Genomic DNA, 23,159 nt, shown 5'->3' with positions numbered 1-23,159 from the left:
TAGACTAGAAGTTTTTTGATGCCTTGATTACTTGAACGCAACGGCGCAAACTGCCTTGGTGGTTGCGTAATTTCGATTTGAGAGGATTTGGTTATGCGCAGGGTGACAACAGGAAAGCTTGTCAAAGGCCTGACCTTGGCGGCTGGTGTGGCGTTGAGTGCGGTGCCAGGAAGGTCGGTTTGGGCGGACAACCTGACCGACGCGTTCATCGGCGCCTACAATACCAGCGGCCTGCTTGAGCAGAACCGTGCCTTGCTGCGTGCAGCGGATGAAGATGTGGCTATTGCACTTTCTGCGTTGCGCCCAATCATCAACTGGACGGCACGAGTCAGTCAGGATTATACGCGCAACAGTACCAGCGGTACGATCACCACTACCGAGCCCTCGTCATTCTTCTCGGGCCTGACGCTGAGCCAGTTGATCTATGATGGTGGGGCATCCGTTCTGGGCAAACAGTCTGCGCAGGAAACAGTGCTGTCTACGCGTCAATCTCTGGTTGATATCGAACAGCAGATTCTGATCCGGGCCGCGAATGCCTATTTGGGTGTTTTGCTGCAGGAAGAAACTGTAGCAATTCGCCAGAACAACGTGGAAGTGTCGGCGGAAGAACTTCGCGCATCGCAGGATCGTTTCGAAGTTGGTGAAGTCACCCGGACTGACGTCGCTTTGTCCCAAGCGCAGTTGGCCAGTTCGCAGGCGGATTTGGCCGTCGCGCGCGGTAATCTGAGCAATGCGCAGGCTGAGTATGTGAATGCCGTTGGCAAGGCGCCAGGGCGGACAGCGGGCCAACCCAAATTGCCAAGTCTTCCGCGCTCGGAATCTGATGCGGTCAATCTGGCTCAGCGCAATCATCCGGCGATTCTTTCGGCGCAGCATCAGGTCCGCGCTTTGGATCTAATCGTGCAGCAACAGCGCGCAAATCTGGGCCCGAATGTCAGCCTGAATGCTAATGCGGGCATTACCGAAAGCTATGACAACGACGATTATGTCAACGATGCGAGAATCTCGCTGAACTTTACCCAGCCGATCTATGCCGGGGGCGGTTTGGCGGCTGCGGTGCGCAGGGCGATGGCGACGCGCGATGCTTCACGTGCGAACCTGTTGAACGTTCAGAAGGACATCACGCAAGGGGTCGCCGACCGCTATGCATCATTCCAGGCTGCGACTGCCAGCCTGCGCGCGTCAACGGAACGGGTCCGTGCCTCGCAGGTTGCCTTCGACGGGATTCGGGAAGAAGCGACACTTGGTGCGCGGACAACCCTGGACGTATTGAACGCTCAGCAGGATTTGCTGGATGCGCAATTGGCCGAGGTTGCATCGCGGACCGAGCGGTCTCGTGCGGCATATGAGTTGCTGCAAGCGCAGGGCTTGTTGACGGCAGAGCGTTTGGGACTGGCCGTGCAGATCTATGACCCGACATTGTACTACAACCTTGTGAAGAAGGCGCCTTCGCAGGTCAGCAAGCAAAGCCGCGATCTGGATAGGGTGCTCAAGGCATTGCGCCGCGATTAAAGGGCATCGCTACCTGTTGTGGCGCTCGGTTCGATTGGTTACAATCGGACCGAGGTTAGAGCGGTAGAAAATAATGTCAGATCGTGTTGTAAACGCCAATATTCAGGACGTTCTTTCGTCGGTCAAGCGAATGGTCGACGAGGACGCACATGACGAATCAGAGTTCATTTTCGTCCCTTCTGCTCCGGCGCCCAAGCCGGGTCGGCTGGTTTTGACCGATGCGCTGCGCGTCAGCGATGAACCGCTGATCGCCAAGAAGCCTGCGCCGTTGAAGCTGATGCCTCAGCACACTACCCGCGAAGGGATATCGAAGCAGGCCGCGAATGAGCCCAGCAATCCCGCAGAGCCGATGCGATTGCAGCCCAGTGACATCGTGCGCGCGGGTAATCCCAAGGCCGAAACACCGAAGCGTGACCTTGCCGGCAGTCTGAGCGCCAAGATCGAAGCGTTGGAGGCCGCGATCGCCCGGACTGAGGATCAGTGGGAGCCTGATGGCGAAAGTGATGACGCATACTCTGGCACCAAGACTCAAGCCGTCGAATGGCCGGTAGAAAAGGGATTCGCGCAGTCTCAGACGGCTGAACCCGAGGCAGAAGCTGGACCCGAGGCAACTTTCATTCGCGACCCGGCTGTGGTGGCAGAGCAGGAACAGAAACCGGCCGATGTCACGATCGGAGAGGCAGAATTGCGTGAGCTTGTGGCCCAGATCGTCCGAGAAGAACTGCAGGGTGCACTGGGTGAGCGGATTACGCGAAACCTGCGCAAAATGGTTCGGCGCGAGATCACCCGGGCCATCGCCGCATCGGATATCGATTAAGCCTTAACGTTGACGTGGCGCCTGCGCCATCGACAGAAGCAGATCCAAATCCATATGCTGCTCAAGGTGGTCAGCGAGGTCATCAAGAACCTGTTCGACGCCATCTTCATAAGTGGCTTCCGACGCGACACCCAATCCTGCCAGATAGCTGGCGCGAAACGCGTCTGACGAGAAGATGCCATGCAGGTAGCTGCCGCGTACACGTCCGTTAGCGCTGGCCGCGCCTTCGGGGCGGCCCTCGATCTGCAGCCAGGCGCGTACACAGTCTGGGCCATCCGTGCGGCCCATATGGATTTCATAACCGCTGACCGGCTCTTTGCCGGGCAGGGCGGTTGCAGAGCGTAGGATAACCTGCTTTTCACCCGCCATTGTGGTGCTGACATCCAGCAACCCCAGACCCTCGACCATTCCGGGGCGACCGTCGACGCCTTCCGGGTCCGAAATGGTTTTGCCCAGCATCTGATAACCGCCACACAGGCCCAGCACATGACCGCCACGGCGCACGTGGGCATAAAGATCGATATCCCAGCCCTGCGCCCGGAAATAGGCCAGATCGCCGATTGTAGATTTGCTGCCGGGCAGCAGCACCATATCAGCATCTCCGGGCAGGGGACGGCCTGCGGGCACGATTTCGACGGATACGTTCGGCTCAGCGGACAGCGGGTCGAGATCGTCGAAATTGGCCATACGCTCCAACTGAGGCACGACGATCTTGCAAGCGCCTCCTGTATGAGAGCGAATGTCCATCATGTCTTCTGCCGGCAGCTTCCACGCGTCATGGAACCAAGGCACCACACCAAGACAGGGCCAGCCGGTCCGCGCCGCGATATCGTCTCGGCCTTCGTCGAACAGGGACACGTCGCCTTTGAACCTGTTGATGGCGAACCCGCAGATCATCGCCTGATCCTCGGAGTTCAAAACGGCTTGCGTGCCTACGATCTGAGCGATCACGCCGCCACGATGGATATCCCCGACCAAAACGACCGGTACATTTGCGGCACAGGCAAAGCCCATATTGGCAATGTCACCCTTGCGCAGGTTGGTTTCGGCCGGGCTGCCCGCGCCTTCGATCAGTACCAGATCGGCGTCGCTGCAAAGTCGGTCAAAGCTCTCCAGCGCCGCGTCCAAAAGTCTGGATTTATCTTTGCGGTAATCGCCCGCCTTCATCGTACCTGCGCGCTGACCCTGAAGGATGATCTGCGCGCCGGTATCGGTTTCGGGTTTCAGCAGGATAGGGTTCATATCCGTATGCGTCGGTCGTTTCGCCGCCCGTGCCTGCAGAGCCTGAGCCCGCCCGATTTCACCACCGTTTTCGGTCACAGCGGCATTGTTCGACATGTTCTGTGGCTTGAACGGAGCCACGCGCAGCCCGCGTCGCGTGTAGGCACGGGCCAGTCCGGCCACCAATACCGATTTTCCGACATTGCTGCCGGTGCCCTGAATCATGATGGACCGCACCATGGCCTGTCTCCTATGTTGACCCGCAGATGACCTGATTTAAGGGCAAAGGAAAAGCCCCTGATGAACACACCTGCGCATCTTTTGATCGGCGCTGCTGCTTTTGCGCGCCCAGCCCGGGGCGCGGCTTTGTGGGCAGCGGTGCTTGGATCACTGCTGCCGGACCTGTCGTTGTATGTGATGGCCGGTGTATCGCTTTATATTCTGAACATCCCGGAACAGGTGGTGTTCGATCAGCTGTACTTTTCGCCAGCATGGCAAACCGTGTTCGCGATCGACAACTCTTTCCTGCTGTGGGGAATCGCACTCGGACTTGGGCTGTGCCGGGGATGGCGCTTGCTGATAATCGGAGCATCGGCAGGGCTGCTGCATCTGGCGATGGATTTCTTTTTGCACGCAGGCGACGGCCGGCCGCAGTTCTGGCCGTTCAGTTCATGGGTTTTTCACAGTCCGGTCAGCTATTGGGACAGCGCATATCATGCGGGGTGGGTCGCGCCGATTTCCATGGCAATGTGCGGCGTTGCCTATGTGGTCCTTTGGCAACGGGGCCTTTCGGCGTCGTCAAAGCTGTTCTTTGCGCTGTTGCTGGCGGCCGAGCTTTGGGTCGCGCGGCAATGGATCATGTATTTCTGATCTCATAAAAGAAAAACGCGCCCCTGTTCAGGGCGCGTTTTTTCAATCGGATGCGGGGATCAATCAGGCCGCTTCGGCCTGCTGAGCCGCATTCCGGCGTTCGCTTTCTTCGCGTGACAACGCCACAGACGTCCGTACGCCACGACCAACGAATTCCATCAATCCGCCGACAACCCGCTCATTGGGGTCAATCCCGGCGCATGACAAAACCTCGCGCCCATCGCGCGAACGGGCCCAGCGGGCGATTTGTTCCGGTCCGTTGCCATACTTCTTGTCGTCAGCGATGGCGTCATCCAGCGCAGCCAGTACAACGGCTGCGAAAAGTTTGCGTGCACGATTGCCTTGTTCGTTGTTAAAGGCAGTGCCGTCAACGAAATCTCTCATCTCGTCTTTCCTGTTTTTCTTGCTCTTGCAATTTTCGGCGTGACGGTCCTTATGACCTATTACATGCGATTCGGATACACCTAAATTGCATAGTTGCGTTGCGTCATTTGCATAGCTTGCTGCGCGTGCAGCACTAGGTTTCGTTGTCTTGTCAGGTGTGGTCACGCCAGATATAGGGACAACAACTGACGCATCAACCGTTTGTGAAGGATTTATGTAATGCCCAAGATAAATGGGAACGAAATTCGCCCCGGCAATGTGCTTGAGCATAACGGCGGGCTGTGGGCGGCGGTCAAAGTGGATCACGTAAAACCCGGTAAAGGCGGCGCTTTTGCACAGGTCGAGCTGCGCAACCTGCGCAATGGGTCGAAACTGAACGAACGTTTCCGCTCGGCCGACAAAGTCGAACGCGTGCGCCTTGAACAAAAGGATCAGCAGTTCCTGTACGAATCCGATGGTATGCTGGTGTTCATGGATTCCGAGACCTATGAGCAAATCGAACTGCCCGCAGATCTGCTGGGTGAGCGCCGCCCGTTTCTGCAGGACGGCATGACCATTGTGGTGGAATTCTACGAAAGCGAGGCGCTGAATGCTACGCTGCCGCAGAAAGTCACCTGCAAGATTGTCGAGACTGAGCCGGTTGTGAAAGGGCAAACCGCAGCGAACTCGTTCAAGCCCGCAGTGCTTGACAACGGCGTCAAGGTCATGGTGCCGCCTTTTGTCGGTCAGGATGAGATGATCGTGGTCAATACCGAGACAATGGAATATTCCGAACGCGCCTGATCCGCTTCGGGTTGGCTTCGAAAAAGGGTCGCATTGCGGCCCTTTTTTAATGGCCCCGGATTCGGTAGCGCTCGGGGTGATCGCCGAACAGCTCCCGCATCAGATCGAATTTGATGCGATTGGCGCTGACCTGTCTGTAGAATGTGATCAGGAATGCCGTCGGTCCCTGTATGCGGCTGAGGCCGCTGATCGCCGCGACCACCGTGCCCACATCGGTTTTGCCCTGTAAAACCAGCCAGCCCCCCAGCATCAGTACTCCGACTGTTCCTGCTCCGTTGATAACGCTCAGCAGGAACTTGGCAGAAAGCTTCCAGATGAACATCCTGCGGCGCGTATCGAAGATCTCGTCGAATTCCTTCTGAATCGCCTTCGAGGCCGCCTCGATGTCTTCATGGGTCAGACGGTCGGTCGCGCTGCGCAGGATACGAACGCGTTCGGCCACAAAGATGTTTACTTTGCGCTGCGAGGCCAACACGATAACGATCTGCGGTACGATCATTGAGAATGCGATCAACCCCAGCCCGGGTTGGGTGGAAGAGATGTAGCCAATCACGCTGAACAGCGTGCCGATCTGCACGACCGGATCTGAAAACGCGCCACCTGCGAACTTCCCAAGCTCTTCAGCCTCAGCCGATATCGCGGTGGTCATTGTACCTGAACGAAGGTCTTGTCCCTCTTCGCTGATATCGATTGCGCGGACAAGCAGCCGTCCCCGGATCAGGCGAATGATGTCCTCGCCCAGTGTCCCCGCGCGGTACCCGAGAACCCATTTCAGGGCCAGGCTCAAGAGGATGACGCCCATCATCCCGGCCCCCAGAAGAAGCAGATGGGGAACCTTGATACTGTCCGATGTCAGATGGTTGATGATCTCGCGCTGGAACTCCAGCGGTACAGCAGCCAGGGCGGCCACGGCCAGCGAGAGCAAAATGAGAATGATCTGACGTCTGGCGCTGACGCGCCATATCGCGGTGTAGAGGCGAAACATGCTCGTATTCCGTTAGGCCATTTTGTCAGTGATAGCGTGCGACCCGGTCGGTTCAAATACGCAAACCATATCGGACAGAAGGGCGTGCCGGTTCGGCAACAAAGTCAGCCCGGCAGCTTTAGCGTTGCGTCGCCTGCCTGCATGTTATCGCCGGCGCGATCCAGCCGCAGATATGCTATGGCCTTGCCGCCGGATTGAGTGAACAACACACCGGCGGGCTTGCCGTCCGACAGAATCTCCGTTCCGACCGGTGCGTCACCCGTCGCCTCGACAATCCGCAGCCCCTTTCGCAACTGCGTCTTGTGTTTCATGCGGGCGGTCACTTCCTGACCGACATAGCAGCCTTTCTTGAAGTCGAGACCATTGAGCGCCTCGAAACCGGCCTCGAGAATATAGCTGTCAGGCGTGAGTTCGATGCCGGTCTCCGGGATGCAATGGCGAACACGGATCGCGTCCCAGTCGGTGCCATCGTCGCTCGCTGGCGCTGTGGAGTAGGCGCGCCATCCAAGATCGGGGTTGCGCGGATCGGGCAGGGCGCCTTGCGGCGGCGTACCGGTGCCGCGCTGCAGGTTCAGGTCGGTCTCCTCGATGGTAACATCTGCGCGCAGCTTGTACATTGTCAGGCGTTTGGCCAACCCGTCCGCCAGCCCCTCAGCCACATCGAGCAGCACCGAATCTCCATCCCGTTTCAGAAAGAAATCTGCTAGGTATTTTCCTTGCGGAGTCAGAAGGGCTGCGTAGACAAGCCCATCATCCAGCCGCTTTACGTCATTTGTGATCAGCCCCTGCAGAAAGCTGTCTGTATCCTTGCCGGTCAGGCGCAGAATGCGGCGATTGGGCATGGGTTGATCCTCGTCATTTCGTCTGGCCTCGTGATATAGGAGATCGCGCCGCCATGACCAGAGGGTTTAAGACGTGTCAGCCCCGATCAGCATCGTGATCCCGACCCTGAACGCGGGACCCATTCTGCAAGTAACCCTGCAGTCGTTGATGGAGGGGCTGCATCAGGGCCTGATCCGGGAACTGATCGTAACCGACGGCGGTTCGGATGACCCGACACGTGAGATGGCTGATGAAGCAGGCGCGCGGATCGTATCAGGCCCACCGTCACGTGGTGGTCAGTTGCGGCGGGGCTGTGCCGAGGCCACTGGTGAGTGGCTGCTGATCCTGCACGCCGATACGGAACTGCAGCCGGGTTGGAGTACCGTGGTGGCAGAGCATCTGAAAACCGCCCGTCCGGCAGCTTTCCGATTGCGGTTTCGCGCCAGCGGTTTCGGCGCGCGTTGGGTGGCGGGTTGGGCCAATCTGCGCAGCCGTGTGTTCGGATTGCCCTATGGCGATCAGGGGCTGTTGGTGCGCCGTCAGGACTATGCCTCGACGGGCGGGTTCCCGGATCAGCCGTTGATGGAGGATGTCGCACTGATCCGTGCATTACCGCGCCCGGTGCTGTTGAAGGCGGATGCGGTTACGAGTGCGGAACGCTATATCCGTCAGGGCTGGTTTCGACGGGGCGCGCGGAACCTTTGGACTCTGATGCGGTACTTTCTGGGGGCTGATCCTCATCAACTGGCGCAGGCGTATCGGCGTTGAACGCGGTGCGCAGTTCGACAATGGATTTTCCAAGGCGGAAGGGCGCGGCGAAACTGACAAGGCACAGCGCGATAATCTGCAAGACCAATATATGTGCATTGGCCTGCAGGTATTCCCATTCATCCTTGAGCTTGCCGACCTGCTCAACCAGATCGTCATAGCTCTGGGCGAGGATCAGGTAGTCCCCGGCGATGGCGGGCACTTTGCGACGCATGTTGTCAATGGCTTCTTGCGTGGCCTCATCCAGCGAGGTGAAGACCAGGAACTGTTCGATACTGAATGCATCGGCCTTGGCGGCCATGTCACGCGCCTCTTCCATGTCGTCCTTCGATGCGCGACCGAACAGAAAATGCAGCCCTTGCAGCGGCGCGACTTCATTCGTTACGGCGATGAACAACGGTAAATCCGCGTTGCTGGCGGTTGAAGCCGATAGGAACTCGACCTTTTCACATAGCACTGCGGTGTCCGGATCATATGCCGGATCACAGAACCGCAATCGAAAGCGTGCGGCATCGCGATCAAAGGCAAGCGTGGCGGCGTAGGCGACGTCAATCTGTCGGTCCAGCCGCGAACTGTCCGATGTATAGAGCCCGGCCAACACCGCGACCAGTGCACCGATTCCACCCAGCACGACCCAGACCAGATCCGCCAGTTTCCACGCCCGATGACCCGCTGGCTTACGGAACAGGAAACCAGTGCCGATCAATCCGATCAGAAAGAACAGGATCAGCAGCGGTAGTTGGTTTTCAGCAATGAATGTCATGAGCCGGAGTGTACGGCCTGCGCATCATCTGACAACAGTGCTCACGCGCAGTTGTACCTTGTGAAACGTCAGCAGCGACGTCAGGAGCCTGAGCTTTGGCCGAACTTGCGGAACAGCTTCGTCCGGTCGAAAGCCTGTTCCAGCTCGTCGGTGCGTTCTTTCACGCTGTCCCACAGACGCTCCTGCATTTCGGCGATTACGCATTCCAGAAGTATAAGAAGCGATGCCATGGAGTCCCAGGCCGAAGGCACTGCGATGCGCGCGGCGAATGTATGTTTCGCCAGCCGATGAATGGGCGACCGCCATTGATCGGTCAACAGCATAACCTCGGCCCCTCGTTCGTGGCAAAGCTGCCCAATCAGCAGGGTCGTGTTCTCATAACGCCGTACATCCAGCGCCACCAGCACATCGCCTTCCCGCACCTCAAGCAAATCATGTGTCCACGAAGCAGCATCCGAGAGAATCTTTACGTCAGGGCGTATCATTTGCAGGTGCAAGTACAAATACTGCGCCAGCGTGCCCGTAATGCGCCCACCGGTGATGAAAATACGCCGTTTGGGGTCGCACAGAAGGCGGCAAAAGCTGTCGAATTCCTCTGGGTCAATCTCATCGATCGAACGTCGCTGGTTTTCCAGCGCCTGCCTTGAGTACCGGTTCAGGATGTGTTCCTCGGGCAGGTCGTTCTGCCAGACATCGCGCTTGGCGACGGGCCCCGAGATCATCTCTTTGACCTCGCTCCGGATCGCGGCCTGAAACTGCGGGTATCCGCCAAATCCGGTTTTCTGCAGCATCCGGGCGACCGTGGTGGTCGAGACCGAGGCGGTGCTGGCCAGTTCTGTTATGCTGCCCAGCCCTGCCATCGGGTAATCGTCCAGCAGCACATTCACCAACTGCCGCTCCGATGGCGTCATCTTCTCGCGATGCGCAAGGAGTCTCTCAGTCACTCGCACGGAATACTCCTTCGTTTGTTGATGACCACCATATGTGTAATTTTTGACATTCGAAACAGGTGTGGAGAATCTTTTACGGGAAAAATATTGACAGGTTAAGGTTGGATGTAGAGATTTTTCCGCATGGAATCACATGACAGTCTCACATCTGCCGGACACCCGGATTTTGGAACGGTAGTTCATACCCTCGAACCGACGGATGCCCCGTCGGTTATCGTTGTGTGCGAACATGCTTCGCGTCGGATTCCGGACGCGTTGAGGGATATGGGGCTGAGCCAGAGCGCGCTGTGCAGCCATATCGCCTGGGACCCCGGTGCCTTGCCGGTGGCGCAGGCTGTCGCCGACCAGATGTCAGCCGCGTTGGTCTTTGGCGGTGTGTCGCGGTTGGTCTACGATTGCAACCGCCCGCCAGAGGCCAGCGATGCGATGCCCGCCAGAAGCGAGGACATCGTCATTCCGGGTAACGCCGACCTGTCTGAGATGGAACGCGAAACTCGGGTCGCCGAGGTCTACACACCTTTTTGCAGTGAACTCCGGGGAATGCTCGATCGCTTCAGCGATACGCTTGAGCTGATGGTGACGATCCACAGTTTCACGCCAGTGTATCGCGGGCAGAGCCGGTCCGTCGAGCTGGGCGTGTTGCATGGTGAGGATGACCGCTTTGCGCTGGAGATGATGGAAACAGCGGCCCCGAATCTGATGCTGACAACGCGCCTGAACGAACCGTATTCGGCCGCCGACGGAGTGGCCCATACGCTGGATTTCCATGCCGCACCGCGTGGACTGCTGAACGTCATGATCGAAATCCGCAATGACCTGATTCAAACGCCCGAGCAACAGCAGGCCATGGCCGATGCGCTGGTGCCATGGATTGGCAGGACGTTGGATGCCATTCGGGGCAGGGGCGTTGCCTGATGAAGATGATGGCCGCATATGTACGCATTGTCGATGCGGTGAACTATCGGATTGGGCGGGTTATGATGTGGGGCCTGTTCGTAATGATGGGCATCCTGTTGTGGTCCTCGATTTCGAAAACCTTCTTCCTGCCATCGCTCTGGACGCTGGAAATGGCGCAGTTCGCCATGGTGACCTACTACATCGTCGGAGGCCCGTATTCGATCCAATTGGGTTCGAACGTGCGCATGGACCTGTTCTATCATAACTGGAGCCCGCGCCGGAAAGCGTGGTTCGACGCCTGTACGGTACTGCTGCTTATCCTCTATCTGGGCGTGTTGTTCTACGGAGGGCTGGGTTCGACCGCCTATAGTCTTGGCTATTGGGGTGACGAGCCCGTTTCATATTTCACCGGACTATTGACCGGAAGCGAGGAAATCGGACGGCTGGAACGTTCGTCCACTGCGTGGCGACCCTATATCTGGCCGGTCAAGGCGATCATGGTGTTCGGTTTCTTCCTGATGTTACTGCAGGCAATTTCCGAATTTTTCAAAGACATAGCCCGGATCAACGGGCAGGAAATCGGGGTCAAGCGGGCATGAGTCAGGAATATATCGCCATCTTCATGTTCGCATTGATGATGCTGATGCTCTTTACCGGGCAGCGTGTCTTTGGTGCCATCGGCGCGGTGGCAACGATCGCTGCGCTGGCGTTGTGGGGCACCGGCGGGCAGGACATCACGTTTTCGGCGGCGATGAAACTGATGAAATGGTACCCGTTGCTGACGCTGCCGATGTTCATATTCATGGGCTACGTGCTGAGCGAAAGCCGTTTGGCGGATGACCTGTATCGCATGTTTCACGTCTGGATGGGCCCGGTGAATGGTGGGCTGGCGATAGGAACCATCGGTTTGATGGTTCTGGTGTCAGCCATGAATGGCCTGAGCGTGGCGGGCATGGCAATCGGCGCGACGATAGCGCTGCCGGAACTGCTGCGGCGCGGGTATGACAAGACCATGGTGACGGGGGTTATCCAGGCCGGGTCGAGCCTCGGGATACTCGTGCCGCCATCAGTGGTTCTGGTCCTGTATGCCATGATCGCGCGTCAACCGGTGGGCCAGCTATGGCTGGCCGGGATTGTACCGGGGCTGCTGATGGCGTCGTTATTCATCCTCTATATCTGGATACGCTGCCGTATTCAGCCCGAACTCGGCCCTGCCATGAAGGACACGCATGAAGTGCCGCGGGCCGAAAAAATCCGGCTGCTGGGGGCAGGTGCGCTGCCTCTGATCATCTTTGCGGCCATGATGCTGCCATTCGTCAATGGCTGGACCTCGCTGGTCGAAAGCTCGGCGATAGGCGCGCTGGCGGCGCTGGTGGCTTCGATCCTCAAACGCCGGATGACATGGAAGATATTTGAAGACTGCACCAAGCAGACATTGGCGATTTCCTGCATGTTCATGTGGATTATCCTGGCCGCGCTGGGCTTCGGTGCGGTGTTCGACGGGTTGGGGGCGGTCAAAGCCATCGACAACCTGTTCACCGAACAACTGGGCCTGTCGCCATGGATGATCCTGATCCTGATGCAGTTGAGCTTTATCGTGATGGGAACCTTCCTTGATGACACCGCCATGCTGGTCATCGTGGCCCCGCTTTATGTGCCTTTGGTCGGAGCGCTTGGTTTTGATCTGATTTGGTATGGTGTGCTGTATACGATTACAACTCAGATCGCCTATATGACGCCACCCTTTGGCTATAACCTGTTTCTGATGCGTGCAATGGCGCCGCCCGAGATCAGTCTGAAAGACATCTATCGCTCGATCTTTCCCTTTGTCGGCGTGATGGTACTGGCGCTCACGATTATCATGATATTTCCCGAGATCGCCCTGTGGCTGCCCGGATATGTTTATGGAAATTAACTAGAAGGCCCGGCAAACGGGCACTCAAACTTCAACGGAGAGGAAATTGATATGACGACAAGACGTAAGTTTCTGAAAACCGCCGGGGTAGGGGTTGCTGCTGCGCCTCTGGCCACACCGGCACTGGCGCAGGGCAAAATCACATGGCGGATGCAGACCTATGCAGGTCCCGCGCTGGCCGCGCATGTGATCGACCCCGCCATCGAGATGTTCAACAAGATCGCAGGCGACCGGATGCAGATCGAGCTGTTCTACGCCGATCAGCTTGTCCCCACCGGAGAGCTGTTCCGTGCCATGCAGAAGGGCACAATCGATGCGGTGCAGTCGGACGATGACTCGATGGCCTCGCCCACCGAAGTGACAGTGTTCGGCGGCTACTTTCCCTTCGCCTCGCGGTATTCGCTCGACGTGCCCGTACTGTTTAACCAGTGGGGCCTGAACGAAATCTGGGACGAGGAATACTCAAAAGTCGGCGTCAAACACATCAGCGCTGGTGCATGGGACCCGTGCCACTTTGCCACCAAGGACCCGATCAACTCGTTGGAGGACATGAAGGGTAAACGCATCTTCACCTTCCCGACGGCGGGCCGGTTCCTGTCGCAATTCGGCGTGGTGCCTGTGTCCCTGCCCTGGGAAGACATCGAGGTTGCGGTTCAAACCGGCGAACTCGACGGCATCGCGTGGTCGGGCATTACCGAGGACTACACGGTCGGCTGGGCAGATGTGACCAACTACTTCCTGACCAATAACGTCTCGGGCGCCTGGGCGGGGCACTTCTTTGCCAATATGGACCGCTGGAACGAACTGCCCGAAGATTTGCAAACCCTGTTCAAGGTCTGCTGTGATCAATCTCACTACTATCGTCAGTGGTGGTATTGGGGTGGTGAGGCCAACCTGCGCGTCAACGGAACTAAGCTGAAACTTACCACTATTCCGGATGCCGAGTGGGCACAGGTCGAAGAAGCGGCGGTCAAGTTCTGGGACGAGATTGCGGCAGAATCCGAGACCAAGGCGAAGGTTGTTGAAATCTTCAAGAAGTATAACGCCGAAATGCAAAAGGCCGGACGGCCTTACCGCTACGGTTGATGAAAACGACCGGCTCGCTTAAAGGCGGGCCGGTCGCAACGAGATCCAGGAATTTTCTTCGAAAATTCCCGCATATCCTAGAGGTAGCAAATGCTGACATTCGAGCATCTTAAGACGCAGGTATCTTCCGGCGAAATTGATACTGTGTTGGTGTGCATGGTTGACATGCAGGGTCGTTTGATGGGCAAGCGGTTTCATGCGGGGCATTTTGTTGGCGGTGCCTGGGAAGAAACGCATTGTTGCAATTATCTGTTGGCCACTGATCTCGAGATGGGGACGCCGGACGGGTATGCCTCGACCAGTTGGGAGCGGGGGTATGGCGATTATGTGATGAAGCCGGATCTGAGCACGCTGCGTCCGGTGCCATGGCTGGAAGGGACAGCCATGGTGATGTGCGATGTGCTGGATCATCATACGCATGAAGAGGTGCCACATGCGCCGCGCTCGATCCTGAAACGTCAGGTGAACCGGCTGAAGGCGATGGGCTATGACGCCATGTGCGCGACCGAGCTGGAGTTCTTTCTGTTCGAGAAGAGCTTTGATGAAATCCGTAAGGAGGGGTTCCGCGATCTCGAACCGATCTCGGGCTATAACGAGGACTACCACATCCTTCAGACCACCAAGGAAGAGCATGTGATGCGCCCGATCCGCAACCATCTGTGGGATGCGGGCATTCCGGTCGAGAACTCGAAAGGGGAGGCCGAGACCGGGCAGGAAGAGCTGAACATCAAATACGCGCCAGCGATGGAGACAGCCGAGTATCACTCGATCGCCAAGAATGCGGTGAAAGAGATCGCCTGGCAGCATGGCCATGCGGCGACGTTCTTACCGAAATGGCACCATGAGAAGGTGGGAAGTTCAAGCCACGTGCATCAGTCGCTGTGGGCGGATGGCAAACCTGCGTTCTTTGACGCGGAGGACGATCTGGGCATGTCGGCGCTGATGAAAAGCTACATGGCCGGTCTGTTGAAATACGCCGCCGATTACACCTGTTTCATGGCGCCCTACATCAACAGCTACAAGCGGTTCATGAAGGGGACGTTTGCGCCGACGCGGATCATCTGGTCGGTTGATAACCGCACCGCGGGGTTCCGTCTGTGCGGTGATGGCACCAAGGCCGTACGGGTGGAGTGCCGTATTCCGGGGTCGGACATGAACCCGTATCTGGCGATGGCCGGGATGCTGGCTGCTGGGATTGCGGGCATCGAGGAAGGACTGGAGTTGCAGTCTCCGACCCAGGGCGATGTCTATCAGGGCGAGACCGGAATGATCCCGGGCAATCTGCGCGCCGCGCGGGATGCGCTGCATGGCTCGGCCATGTTGCGCGCGGCCATGGGAGATGAGGTGGTGGATCACTATGCGCGCGCGGCTGAGGTCGAGATCGAGGAGTTCGAACGCGTGGTGACGGATTGGGAAATTGCCCGCGGGTTCGAGCGGGCTTGAGATCGGGTCAGGCTGGGGGCTCTGCCCCCAGACCCCCGGGATATTTATGGCCAGATGAAGCAGGGAATCCTGCTGTCTTTCGAGATGGAGTGACTATGGGGCAGATGTTGCAATGTGTCTCGCCGATTGATGGATCGGTTTTTGCGGAACGAGAGGTATTGTCTCGGGACGCGGCGTTTGAGGTGGCGACGCGGTCGCGGGCAGCGCAGGCTGAATGGGCGGCGCGACCGTTACAGGAGCGCATTGATCTTGTGATGGCGGGTGTCGCTGCGGTTGGAGCGATGAATGATGAAATCGTGCCGGAACTGGCGCATATGATGGGCCGTCCGGTGCGTTATGGCGGCGAGTTTGGCGGGTTCAACGAACGCGCCAGCCACATGGCGGCGATTGCCGAAGAGGCGCTGGCCGATATTGCCGTGGGCGAGGATGAGACGTTCAAACGCTATGTCAGGCGCATCCCGCATGGGGTGGTCTTTGTAGTGGCACCCTGGAACTACCCCTACATGACGGCGATCAACACGGTGGCTCCGGCGCTGATCGCGGGCAATACGGTGGTGTTGAAACACGCCACGCAGACCTTGCTGGTGGGCGAACGCATGGCGCGGGCCTTTCATGCGGCGGGTGTGCCGGAAGACGTGTTCCAGAACGTCTTTCTGAGTCATGACGTGACCAATGACCTGATCGCGGGCAACGCGTTCGACTTTGTGAACTTCACCGGCTCGGTCGGTGGCGGTCAGGCGATGGAACGCGCGGCGGCGGGGACTTTTACCGGTGTCGGCACAGAACTGGGTGGCAAGGACCCCGGTTATGTCATGGAGGATGCCGATCTGGATGCCGCCGTGGATACGCTGATCGACGGGGCAATGTTCAACGCGGGTCAGTGCTGTTGTGGGATCGAGCGGATTTACGTGCATGAAAGCCTCTATGATGACTTTGTGGCCAAGGCGGTGGAGATCGTGAAGGGCTATAAACTGGGCAATCCGCTGGAGGCTGAGACAACGATGGGTCCGATGGCCAATGTGCGCTTTGCCGATGAGGTGCGGGCCCAGATCGCTGAGGCCGTCGCGGACGGTGCGGTGGCCCACATCGAGACCTTCCCAGAGGATGATGGCGGGGCCTACCTGACACCGCAGATCCTAACCAATGTGACCCATGACATGCGGGTGATGCGGGATGAGAGCTTTGGCCCGGTGGTGGGCATCATGAAAGTGTCCTCGGACGAGGAAGCCATCGCGCTGATGAATGACAGCGAGTTTGGTCTGACCGCCAGCCTCTGGACCCGCGATCTGGACCGCGCCGCACGGGTGGGCGATCAGATCGAAACCGGCACCGTTTTCATGAACCGCGCCGATTACCTTGACCCCGGCCTGTGCTGGACCGGTTGTAAGAATACCGGACGCGGTGGTGGCTTGTCCGTCATCGGCTATCACAACCTGACACGTCCCAAATCCTATCACCTGAAAAAGGTCACGGGCTAAGGACGACGGCCTGCTCTGGACTGACCCCCTCGCCAGAGCAGGCCTTTTGACACGAAGGAAAGCAAACATGTCACTTGTTGGAAACTGGTCTTATCCGACTGCAATTAAATTCGGCGCAGGGCGGATCAAGGAATTGCCCGAAGCCTGCGCCGCTGCGGGGATGAAGAAACCTCTGCTGGTCACGGACAAGGGTTTGGCTGATCTGCCGATCACCACGGCGACGCTGGATGTCATGGAGGCCGCCGGATTGGGGCGTGGGTTGTTCAGCGACGTTGACCCGAACCCCAACGAAAAGAACCTCGAAGCCGGTGTCGCGGCCTATAACGCGGGCGGCCATGACGGGGTAATCGCCTTTGGCGGCGGTTCGGGGCTGGATCTGGGCAAGATGGTCGCCTTTATGTGCGGTCAGTCGCGCCCGATCTGGGATTTTGAGGATATTGGTGACTGGTGGACCCGCGCCGATGCCGATGCCATCGCACCCATCATCGCGGTGCCCACCACAGCAGGGACCGGGTCCGAAGTGGGGCGCGCCAGCGTCATCACCAACTCGGACACCCACGTCAAGAAGATCATCTTCCACCCCAAAGTGCTGCCGACGGTGGTGATCTGTGACCCGGAACTGACCGTAGGTATGCCCAAGTTCATCACCGCAGGCACGGGGCTGGACGCATTTGCGCATTGCGTCGAGGCCTACTCCAGCCCGCATTATCACCCGATGTCCCAAGGTATCGCGCTGGAAGGGATGCGGCTGGTCAAAGACTACCTGCCGCGCGCCTATGCCGACGGCACCGATATCGAAGCCCGCGCCCAGATGATGAGCGCGGCGGCGATGGGCGCCACCGCCTTCCAGAAAGGCCTAGGCGCGATTCACGCCATGAGCCATCCCATCGGCGCGGTGTTCAACACTCACCACGGCACCACCAATGCGGTCTGTATGCCTGCAGTGTTGGAGTTCAACGCCCCCGTCATCGCCGACCGGTTCCAGCAGGCGGCGGCTTATCTGGGTATCGACGGAGGCTTCGACGGTTTCCGTGCCTTTGTTCAGGAATTCAACGACAGCTTGGGCATCCCGCGCAAGCTCTCTGATCTGGGCGTGACCGAGGCTGCGATCCCGGAACTGGTCAAGGGCGCAATCATCGACCCATCCTGCGGTGGCAATCCGATCGAACTGACCGAAGACAACCTCACCACGCTGTTCAAAGCGGCACTGTAACAGGGTTGCAGACCCCATCCCTCACCTCTCATACTGGTCAGAGGTGAGGGGGATTTTCATGGCTAAAGAGATTGTTCTGATCCACGGGGCCTTTGCCGGACCGTGGTGTATGCAGGATTACGCGGAGTTCTTCCATGCGCGCGGGTGGACGGTTCACACCCCTGCGCTGCGCTATCATGGTGGAGACCCCACGGCTGATCCCGACCCGGGTCTGACTGATACCAGCGTCATCGATTACGCCAATGACATCGCCGACTACGTGCAGGGATTGGATAGCAGGCCTGTGCTACTGGGCCATGCTATCGCCGGGGTGGTCGCACAGCAGGTGGCGTCTCGCGGATTGGCCAGCGCCATTGTCCTGATCAACCCGAATGCTGCGTGGGGCACCTTGCCTGAAACTGATGATGAACGCGCCGTGCCGCGCGCGTTGATGGAGGGCGGGGCGTTCTGGAAACAGCCCATGCGCGTCGATTTTGACCTTATGGCCCCCTTTGCGCTGAACAAGATGCCCGAGGCGCAGCAGCACGCGGTGTTCGATCGACTCGGCCCCGAAAGCGGGCGGGTGATGTTCGAGATGTTCTTCTGGATGTTCGACGATCACCACGCAATGAAGGTGGATATCGACAAGGTCGATTGCCCGGTGCTGATCGTATCGGGCACCGAGGATCGGGCCGTGAACCCAAACACCTGCCGCGCGCTGGCGAAACTCTACGGAGACCGCGCGACTTTCTTGCCCGTCGAAAACCACGCGCATTTTCTGTTCATGGAACCCGGCTGGGAAGGACCCGCCGGGCAGATTGCCGATTGGTTGGAGAAGAAGCTGGGGTAGGATGGGGTTTCACCCCATCGCTCCTGTTCCGCAGTGATGGGTTAAAAACCCATCCTACTTGTTCACCTGAAACGTGCTCTGCGGTTTCCAGCTCAGAGAGCCATCGTCATTGCGATGACAGCGCAGCAACCGTTCTTCGCGCGTGTTGACGGTCGAAGTCACGGTATTATCGCCGGTCAGCAGAATGAATGAGTCCGGCGAATAGGCCATGCCGTCATAATAGCAGAACCGCGTCTCGGCGCCGTCTGGAATGGGCGATGCGGTGCTGAGCATCTGCTGCGCGGGCGCTGCCGAGGCCAGCAGGGTCAGGGCCAGCCCGAGGGTCAGTGTTTTCATGTCGTCCTCCCGTTCGAAATCTTGTGTTTGGTCTCATTGGGTCTTGGACGCTCGGAACCTCAAATGTCGTTCTTGGATGACGGGTTGAGGGTAAGTTTGAACGAGATCAACGGGTTAGGCAAGGGGTTTGCGGTGTGCCGGGCTGAAGCCCGGCCTACGGGGTGCGGATACCTCCTGCGCTCGCCTCTAAGGGCGGGCGCGTGGGTTTTGACTAAGCAAAGTAGGTGTTTGTCGCTGTGCTACTCTTGCCGGTTGAAAAATATAGTTGGTTTATCTGTTCTCATTGCGAATAATGTCGAAGTCGTTTTCGTCTGAAAGTATCAGTTTCGAGAAAAAGTCTTGTTCAAGTCCAAAGTTGGAGAGACCCAAGTCCTTGCGCATTTCACGTTGAATCTTTTCAACGACGCGAAATGTCTCTAGTGCGCTGCGCTCTCTTGCTTTTGAGAACTCATTCAATGCTCGAAGCACACCGGTTGACCCCCACAGGACAGCTTTCGTTCTTACTTTTACTAAGGAAACAACAAGGTCATTTTGATCAACCTTTGGGATATCGAGTTCTGGTTTGCTTGCTAAAAGTAGGTGCTCATAAGTTTCTAAGAAATCTAAATAAATATCAATTTTACGTTCTCGGAAAGCGGCTTCCACTTCTCGTTTTCGCGCTCGACTTTGGGTGTATAGCGTGGCGGAAAGTCCAATAGCAGCCGAAAGAATGGTTACAACCAATGGGACATATACACTAGGTTCGAGGGTCTTGGCACCTTCCACGACCGCCAGCGAAATTTGGATACCATGATAGCCAACAAAGGAAACTGCGATGGTACCAAGGACAAGTATTAGTATAGCAAAAACAATACCAAAGGTTTTCATCTCAAATTCTCAAACATCCAACTCCTCCACAAACCGCGCGTTTTCCTGAATGTATTGGAACCGCAGTTCGGGTTTTTTGCCCATCAGGCGCTCGACCAGGTCGCCGGTCTCGCCGGGTTCGTCCTCGTCTATGGTGACGCGGATCAGTTTGCGGGATGCAGGGTCCATCGTGGTCTCTTTCAGGTCCTTGGCGTCCATTTCGCCCAGACCCTTGAAGCGTGAGACGTCGATTCTACCTTTGCCGCCCAGACCTTTCTCAAGCCACTCGTCACGCTCGGCCTCGTCCAGACAGTAGACGCGTTTGGCGCCTTGGGTCAGGCGATAGAGGGGGGGGCAGGCGAGGTAGAGGTGGCCTGCGTCGATCATCGGGCGCATCTGGGTGAAGAAGAACGTCATCAGCAACGAGGCGATATGCGCTCCGTCCACATCCGCGTCGGTCATGATGATGATCTTGTCATAGCGCAGGTCGTCGACGTTGAACTTGGTGCCAAGGCCCACACCCAGCGCTTGGGTCAGGTCGTTGATCTCGGCATTGGTGCCCAGCTTCGAACTGGCCGCGCCAAGTACGTTTAGGATTTTGCCGCGCAGGGGAAGCAGGGCTTGTGTCTTGCGGTCCCGACCCATTTTGGCGGAGCCACCGGCCGAGTCGCCCTCGACAATGAATAATTCGGTGCCGTCGCGTGTTGAACTACTACAGTCCACCAACTTGCCGGGGAGACGAAGTTTCTTAGTGGCGGACTTGCGTTGTGTTTCCTTCTCGGCCCGTCGGCGCAGGCGTTCTTCGGCCCTTAGGATGAGGAAATCCAAGATCGCGCCGGCGGATTTTGTGTCGGCGGCGAGCCAGTTGTCGAAATGGTCGCGGACCGAGTTTTCGACCAGCCGCTGCGCTTCAACAGTGGCCAGACGGTCTTTGGTTTGGCCGACGAATTCCGGTTCCGAGATAAAGCAGGACACCAGCGCACAGCCGCCGGTGATCAGGTCGTCACGGGTGATCTGACCGGCCTTCTTGTTGTTGATCAGTTCGCCATAGGCCTTGATCCCCTTGAGGACGGCGGCCCAGAACCCGGCCACATGGGTGCCGCCTTCGGGGGTGGGGACGGTGTTACAGTAAGACTGGATGAACCCGTCGCGCGAAGGTGTCCAGTTGATCGCCCATTCGACCTTGCCGGGGGTGCCGAACTTCTCGTTAAAGTCTACGGTGCCTGCGAACGGCTGTTCGGCATAGGTCGACGATCCGTTCATCGTCTCCTTCAGGTAATCGGACAGGCCGCCGGGGAAGTGGAAGCTGGCCTCGGTTGGGGTTTCCCCGTCGTCGATGGCGGATTTCCAGCGGATTTCGACGCCAGAGAACAGGTAAGCCTTGGAGCGGATGGATTTGAACAGGCGCGCCGGTTTGAACTTGTGATGGCCGAAGATGTCGGCATCCGCGTGGAAGGTCACGGTTGTACCGCGCCGGTTGGGGGCTGCGCCGATCTTCTCGACCGGCCCCAGTGGGATGCCGCGCGAAAAGCGCTGTTCGAACAGTTGCTTGTCTCGCGCCACCTGCACGACCATCGAATCCGACAGGGCATTCACCACCGATGCGCCCACACCGTGCAAACCGCCTGAGGTCTGGTATGCTTTGCCCGAGAATTTGCCGCCCGCGTGCAGGGTACACAGGATGACCTCCAACGCGGATTTGTCGGGGAACTTAGGGTGCGGATCAATCGGAATGCCGCGCCCGTTGTCGCGCACGGTCAGGGCGTAATCGGAATGCAGTTCCACTTCAATCCGGTTGGCGTGACCCGCAACCGCTTCGTCCATCGAGTTGTCTAGGATTTCGGCGACCATATGGTGCAACGCGCGTTCATCCGTGCCGCCGATATACATGCCAGGGCGTTTGCGCACGGGCTCCAACCCCTCAAGCACCTCAATGGACGAGGCGTCATAGGTGGTGGTCGCTTCTGGCGTCAAAAGGTCGTCGGGCATGGGTGCTGCTCTTGTTCTTGAGTTTTGCCTATTATGGCAGGTGATGTGGTCCGGGGGAAGAGGGGCCCGAGTTGTTGTGCCATCCATCGTCTATTTTCCGAACAAAGGATGGGGGGTGCGGACACAGCAGTTCATAATTCACAGATAGATTGTTGTGCCGTAGTGTCCGAATTGCTCGCCGACTGCCGTGCCATTGTATCTGTCCGGATCGCTCTGAACTGCAAAGGTATATTCATCGATATGGTTGCCGTCAGGCTTCCCGCCGGGTCCGCTAGGGAGCACGGGTGTTTCTTCTTTCAACGAGTAGCCGGAAATAGTGCTGCGTTTCTTTCTCTCCGAGTCCCTAATGATCGTCCCATAAAGCGGGAGCCCATCGGATGCGAAGCCAATGACAGCTGGGGATTTGTCAAACGCGCGATACATGGACAACGCGTTCGGCTTGGAATGGCCGTAAAAATGACCATCGGTTTGGGTCTTGGCATTGTTTAGACCAACGTTCAGGTACTCGTAATACGACCACGGATCGATCAGCCATGCATGGCGTGCAGTGTGTCCGAGCATCATATTCCCGATCTTGCCAGCGCGCGGCCTGTTCGGTCGTTAATATCCCGCTGAAAACAAATTAACTGTGTAGCTTTCGACAGAACGCGTTATTGGCATTTTTGATTCTAAAATGTTGATTTTTTCTTTTCCATTCAAGGGGTTTGAAGCTCACTGACGGGAGGCATGAAATCAATCTTAGACCGTGCACTTAGTTTGTTGAGGTCATGATCGGAGATTCCATTTGACGCGGTTGTGCAGGTTGTGTGGCTGGCCATGATTTTGACGCGAGCCTGATGTTAAGGAACTCTGGATATCATTGATCATTGGGGAATAATCGGCGCAATCATCGGACCGGTTGATCAAAGCAGCGCTTTGGATATCTGTTGTTCTTATGCTCTTTGCGTCGGTCGGAATGGAAAGATGACTGCAACGTCAAAGCTGGGGCAAGTCTTATGGCCCTGATCGCGGGGCATCCTTTCCTCGCGATTGCTCGGGAATGGCTAAACAACTTGCAGCGTGCATCAGGAAGCAGAGCAGTTGAGTGTTAATCATCGGTTGCTCGCCAATCGGAGCCCCTCATTTCAAGGCCTCTTAACATGCTCGATCAAATCTACCAAGCTCTCACCATTTAAGTTCCTTTCGGTCGCCTCTTTGGCCCTTCACTCCGACCGGGTCATATGAAGCGACGCCGCCGCTCTGCGGCAATTCC

At 57.7% G+C, this 23,159-nt stretch carries 22 protein-coding genes and 1 pseudogene; 13 read left to right on the top strand and 10 right to left on the bottom strand.

Annotation, left to right across the window (positions count from 1 at the left end):
• Positions 1–93: 93 nt before the first annotated feature.
• Together RA27_RS07440 and RA27_RS07435 are read left to right on the top strand one after the other, a co-directional pair.
• The gene (locus RA27_RS07440) at positions 94–1,512 is read left to right on the top strand and encodes a TolC family outer membrane protein (protein WP_039536363.1); all 1,419 of its coding nucleotides are present in this window, start codon (positions 94–96) and stop codon (positions 1,510–1,512) included.
• A gap of 73 nt (positions 1,513–1,585) precedes the next feature.
• Positions 1,586–2,329 (top strand): hypothetical protein, encoded by a 744-nt coding sequence (locus RA27_RS07435; protein ID WP_039536362.1) that lies wholly within the window; start codon positions 1,586–1,588, stop codon positions 2,327–2,329.
• 3 nt (positions 2,330–2,332) lie between these two features.
• On the opposite strand, the gene RA27_RS07430 is transcribed toward RA27_RS07435, so the two are convergent.
• Complete coding sequence (locus tag RA27_RS07430) at positions 2,333–3,790, bottom strand: cobyric acid synthase (protein ID WP_039536360.1); 1,458 nt, start codon at positions 3,788–3,790, stop codon at positions 2,333–2,335.
• A gap of 60 nt (positions 3,791–3,850) precedes the next feature.
• On the opposite strand from RA27_RS07430, the gene RA27_RS07425 reads away from it, so the two are divergent.
• Complete coding sequence (locus tag RA27_RS07425) at positions 3,851–4,420, top strand: hypothetical protein (protein ID WP_039536358.1); 570 nt, start codon at positions 3,851–3,853, stop codon at positions 4,418–4,420.
• Positions 4,421–4,483: 63 nt separating this feature from the next.
• On the opposite strand, the gene RA27_RS07420 is transcribed toward RA27_RS07425, so the two are convergent.
• Positions 4,484–4,804: a DUF6280 family protein gene (locus tag RA27_RS07420; protein ID WP_008757056.1), complete on the bottom strand. Its 321-nt coding sequence runs from the start codon at positions 4,802–4,804 to the stop codon at positions 4,484–4,486.
• Positions 4,805–5,023: 219 nt separating this feature from the next.
• On the opposite strand from RA27_RS07420, the gene efp reads away from it, so the two are divergent.
• Entirely contained in the window at positions 5,024–5,587 is a 564-nt protein-coding gene (efp, locus tag RA27_RS07415; protein ID WP_039536356.1) for an elongation factor P, read from the top strand.
• A gap of 46 nt (positions 5,588–5,633) precedes the next feature.
• On the opposite strand, the gene RA27_RS07410 is transcribed toward efp, so the two are convergent.
• Together RA27_RS07410 and RA27_RS07405 are read right to left on the bottom strand one after the other, a co-directional pair.
• Positions 5,634–6,572: an ABC transporter transmembrane domain-containing protein gene (locus tag RA27_RS07410; RefSeq protein WP_039536355.1), complete on the bottom strand. Its 939-nt coding sequence runs from the start codon at positions 6,570–6,572 to the stop codon at positions 5,634–5,636.
• 104 nt (positions 6,573–6,676) lie between these two features.
• A complete protein-coding gene (locus RA27_RS07405) occupies positions 6,677–7,414 on the bottom strand; it encodes a folate-binding protein YgfZ (protein ID WP_039536353.1) in 738 nt (245 codons plus the stop codon).
• A gap of 73 nt (positions 7,415–7,487) precedes the next feature.
• Here RA27_RS07405 and RA27_RS23530 point away from each other — a divergent pair, with 73 nt between their 5' ends.
• On the top strand, positions 7,488–8,162 hold the full coding sequence (locus tag RA27_RS23530; protein ID WP_082025035.1) for a TIGR04283 family arsenosugar biosynthesis glycosyltransferase: 675 nt from the start codon (positions 7,488–7,490) through the stop codon (positions 8,160–8,162).
• Positions 8,163–8,169: 7 nt separating this feature from the next.
• Here RA27_RS23530 and RA27_RS07400 read toward each other — a convergent pair.
• A pseudogene (locus RA27_RS07400) lies at positions 8,170–8,925 on the bottom strand (hypothetical protein); the annotation flags it as partial.
• 80 nt (positions 8,926–9,005) lie between these two features.
• Positions 9,006–9,869, bottom strand: coding sequence for a MurR/RpiR family transcriptional regulator (locus RA27_RS07395; RefSeq protein ID WP_241484016.1), 864 nt, complete (start codon positions 9,867–9,869; stop codon positions 9,006–9,008).
• Between the two features lie 129 nt (positions 9,870–9,998).
• Here RA27_RS07395 and RA27_RS07390 point away from each other — a divergent pair, with 129 nt between their 5' ends.
• The 8 genes from RA27_RS07390 (at position 9,999) to RA27_RS07355 (ending at position 18,736) form a co-directional block, all read left to right on the top strand.
• The gene (locus RA27_RS07390; protein ID WP_039536348.1) at positions 9,999–10,790 is read left to right on the top strand and encodes an N-formylglutamate amidohydrolase; all 792 of its coding nucleotides are present in this window, start codon (positions 9,999–10,001) and stop codon (positions 10,788–10,790) included.
• Positions 10,790–11,371 carry a TRAP transporter small permease subunit gene (locus RA27_RS07385; RefSeq protein ID WP_152610654.1) on the top strand — a complete coding sequence of 194 codons (582 nt, stop codon included), beginning with the start codon at positions 10,790–10,792 and terminating at the stop codon, positions 11,369–11,371. The genes RA27_RS07390 and RA27_RS07385 overlap by 1 nt, the downstream gene beginning before the upstream one ends.
• The gene (locus RA27_RS07380) at positions 11,368–12,687 is read left to right on the top strand and encodes a TRAP transporter large permease subunit (protein ID WP_039536346.1); all 1,320 of its coding nucleotides are present in this window, start codon (positions 11,368–11,370) and stop codon (positions 12,685–12,687) included. Before RA27_RS07385 ends, RA27_RS07380 begins: the two co-directional genes overlap by 4 nt.
• A gap of 51 nt (positions 12,688–12,738) precedes the next feature.
• Entirely contained in the window at positions 12,739–13,773 is a 1,035-nt protein-coding gene (locus RA27_RS07375) for a TRAP transporter substrate-binding protein (protein WP_039536344.1), read from the top strand.
• A 90-nt stretch (positions 13,774–13,863) separates the two neighbouring features.
• Complete coding sequence (locus tag RA27_RS07370; RefSeq protein ID WP_039536343.1) at positions 13,864–15,216, top strand: glutamine synthetase family protein; 1,353 nt, start codon at positions 13,864–13,866, stop codon at positions 15,214–15,216.
• Positions 15,217–15,311: 95 nt separating this feature from the next.
• Complete coding sequence (locus RA27_RS07365) at positions 15,312–16,694, top strand: aldehyde dehydrogenase family protein (RefSeq protein ID WP_039536341.1); 1,383 nt, start codon at positions 15,312–15,314, stop codon at positions 16,692–16,694.
• Between the two features lie 67 nt (positions 16,695–16,761).
• Positions 16,762–17,907: an iron-containing alcohol dehydrogenase gene (locus RA27_RS07360; protein WP_039536339.1), complete on the top strand. Its 1,146-nt coding sequence runs from the start codon at positions 16,762–16,764 to the stop codon at positions 17,905–17,907.
• A 58-nt stretch (positions 17,908–17,965) separates the two neighbouring features.
• Positions 17,966–18,736, top strand: a complete 771-nt coding sequence (locus RA27_RS07355) for an alpha/beta hydrolase (RefSeq protein ID WP_039536338.1) — start codon at positions 17,966–17,968, stop codon at positions 18,734–18,736.
• 54 nt (positions 18,737–18,790) lie between these two features.
• On the opposite strand, the gene RA27_RS07350 is transcribed toward RA27_RS07355, so the two are convergent.
• The 4 genes from RA27_RS07350 to RA27_RS07335 form a co-directional block, all read right to left on the bottom strand.
• The gene (locus RA27_RS07350) at positions 18,791–19,072 is read right to left on the bottom strand and encodes a hypothetical protein (RefSeq protein ID WP_039536336.1); all 282 of its coding nucleotides are present in this window, start codon (positions 19,070–19,072) and stop codon (positions 18,791–18,793) included.
• A gap of 270 nt (positions 19,073–19,342) precedes the next feature.
• Positions 19,343–19,939, bottom strand: coding sequence for a hypothetical protein (locus RA27_RS07345; RefSeq protein WP_039536333.1), 597 nt, complete (start codon positions 19,937–19,939; stop codon positions 19,343–19,345).
• A gap of 9 nt (positions 19,940–19,948) precedes the next feature.
• Positions 19,949–21,907 (bottom strand): DNA topoisomerase IV subunit B, encoded by a 1,959-nt coding sequence (parE, locus tag RA27_RS07340; protein ID WP_039536330.1) that lies wholly within the window; start codon positions 21,905–21,907, stop codon positions 19,949–19,951.
• Between the two features lie 138 nt (positions 21,908–22,045).
• The gene (locus RA27_RS07335) at positions 22,046–22,471 is read right to left on the bottom strand and encodes a YHYH protein (RefSeq protein WP_039536328.1); all 426 of its coding nucleotides are present in this window, start codon (positions 22,469–22,471) and stop codon (positions 22,046–22,048) included.
• Positions 22,472–23,159: the final 688 nt, after the last annotated feature.

Origin of the sequence: Ruegeria sp. ANG-R (assembly GCF_000813985.1) — a bacterium.
GTDB lineage: Bacteria > Pseudomonadota > Alphaproteobacteria > Rhodobacterales > Rhodobacteraceae > Ruegeria.
Note: the sequence above shows the minus strand (reverse complement) of the source record. Positions and strands in the feature narration are given on the sequence as shown.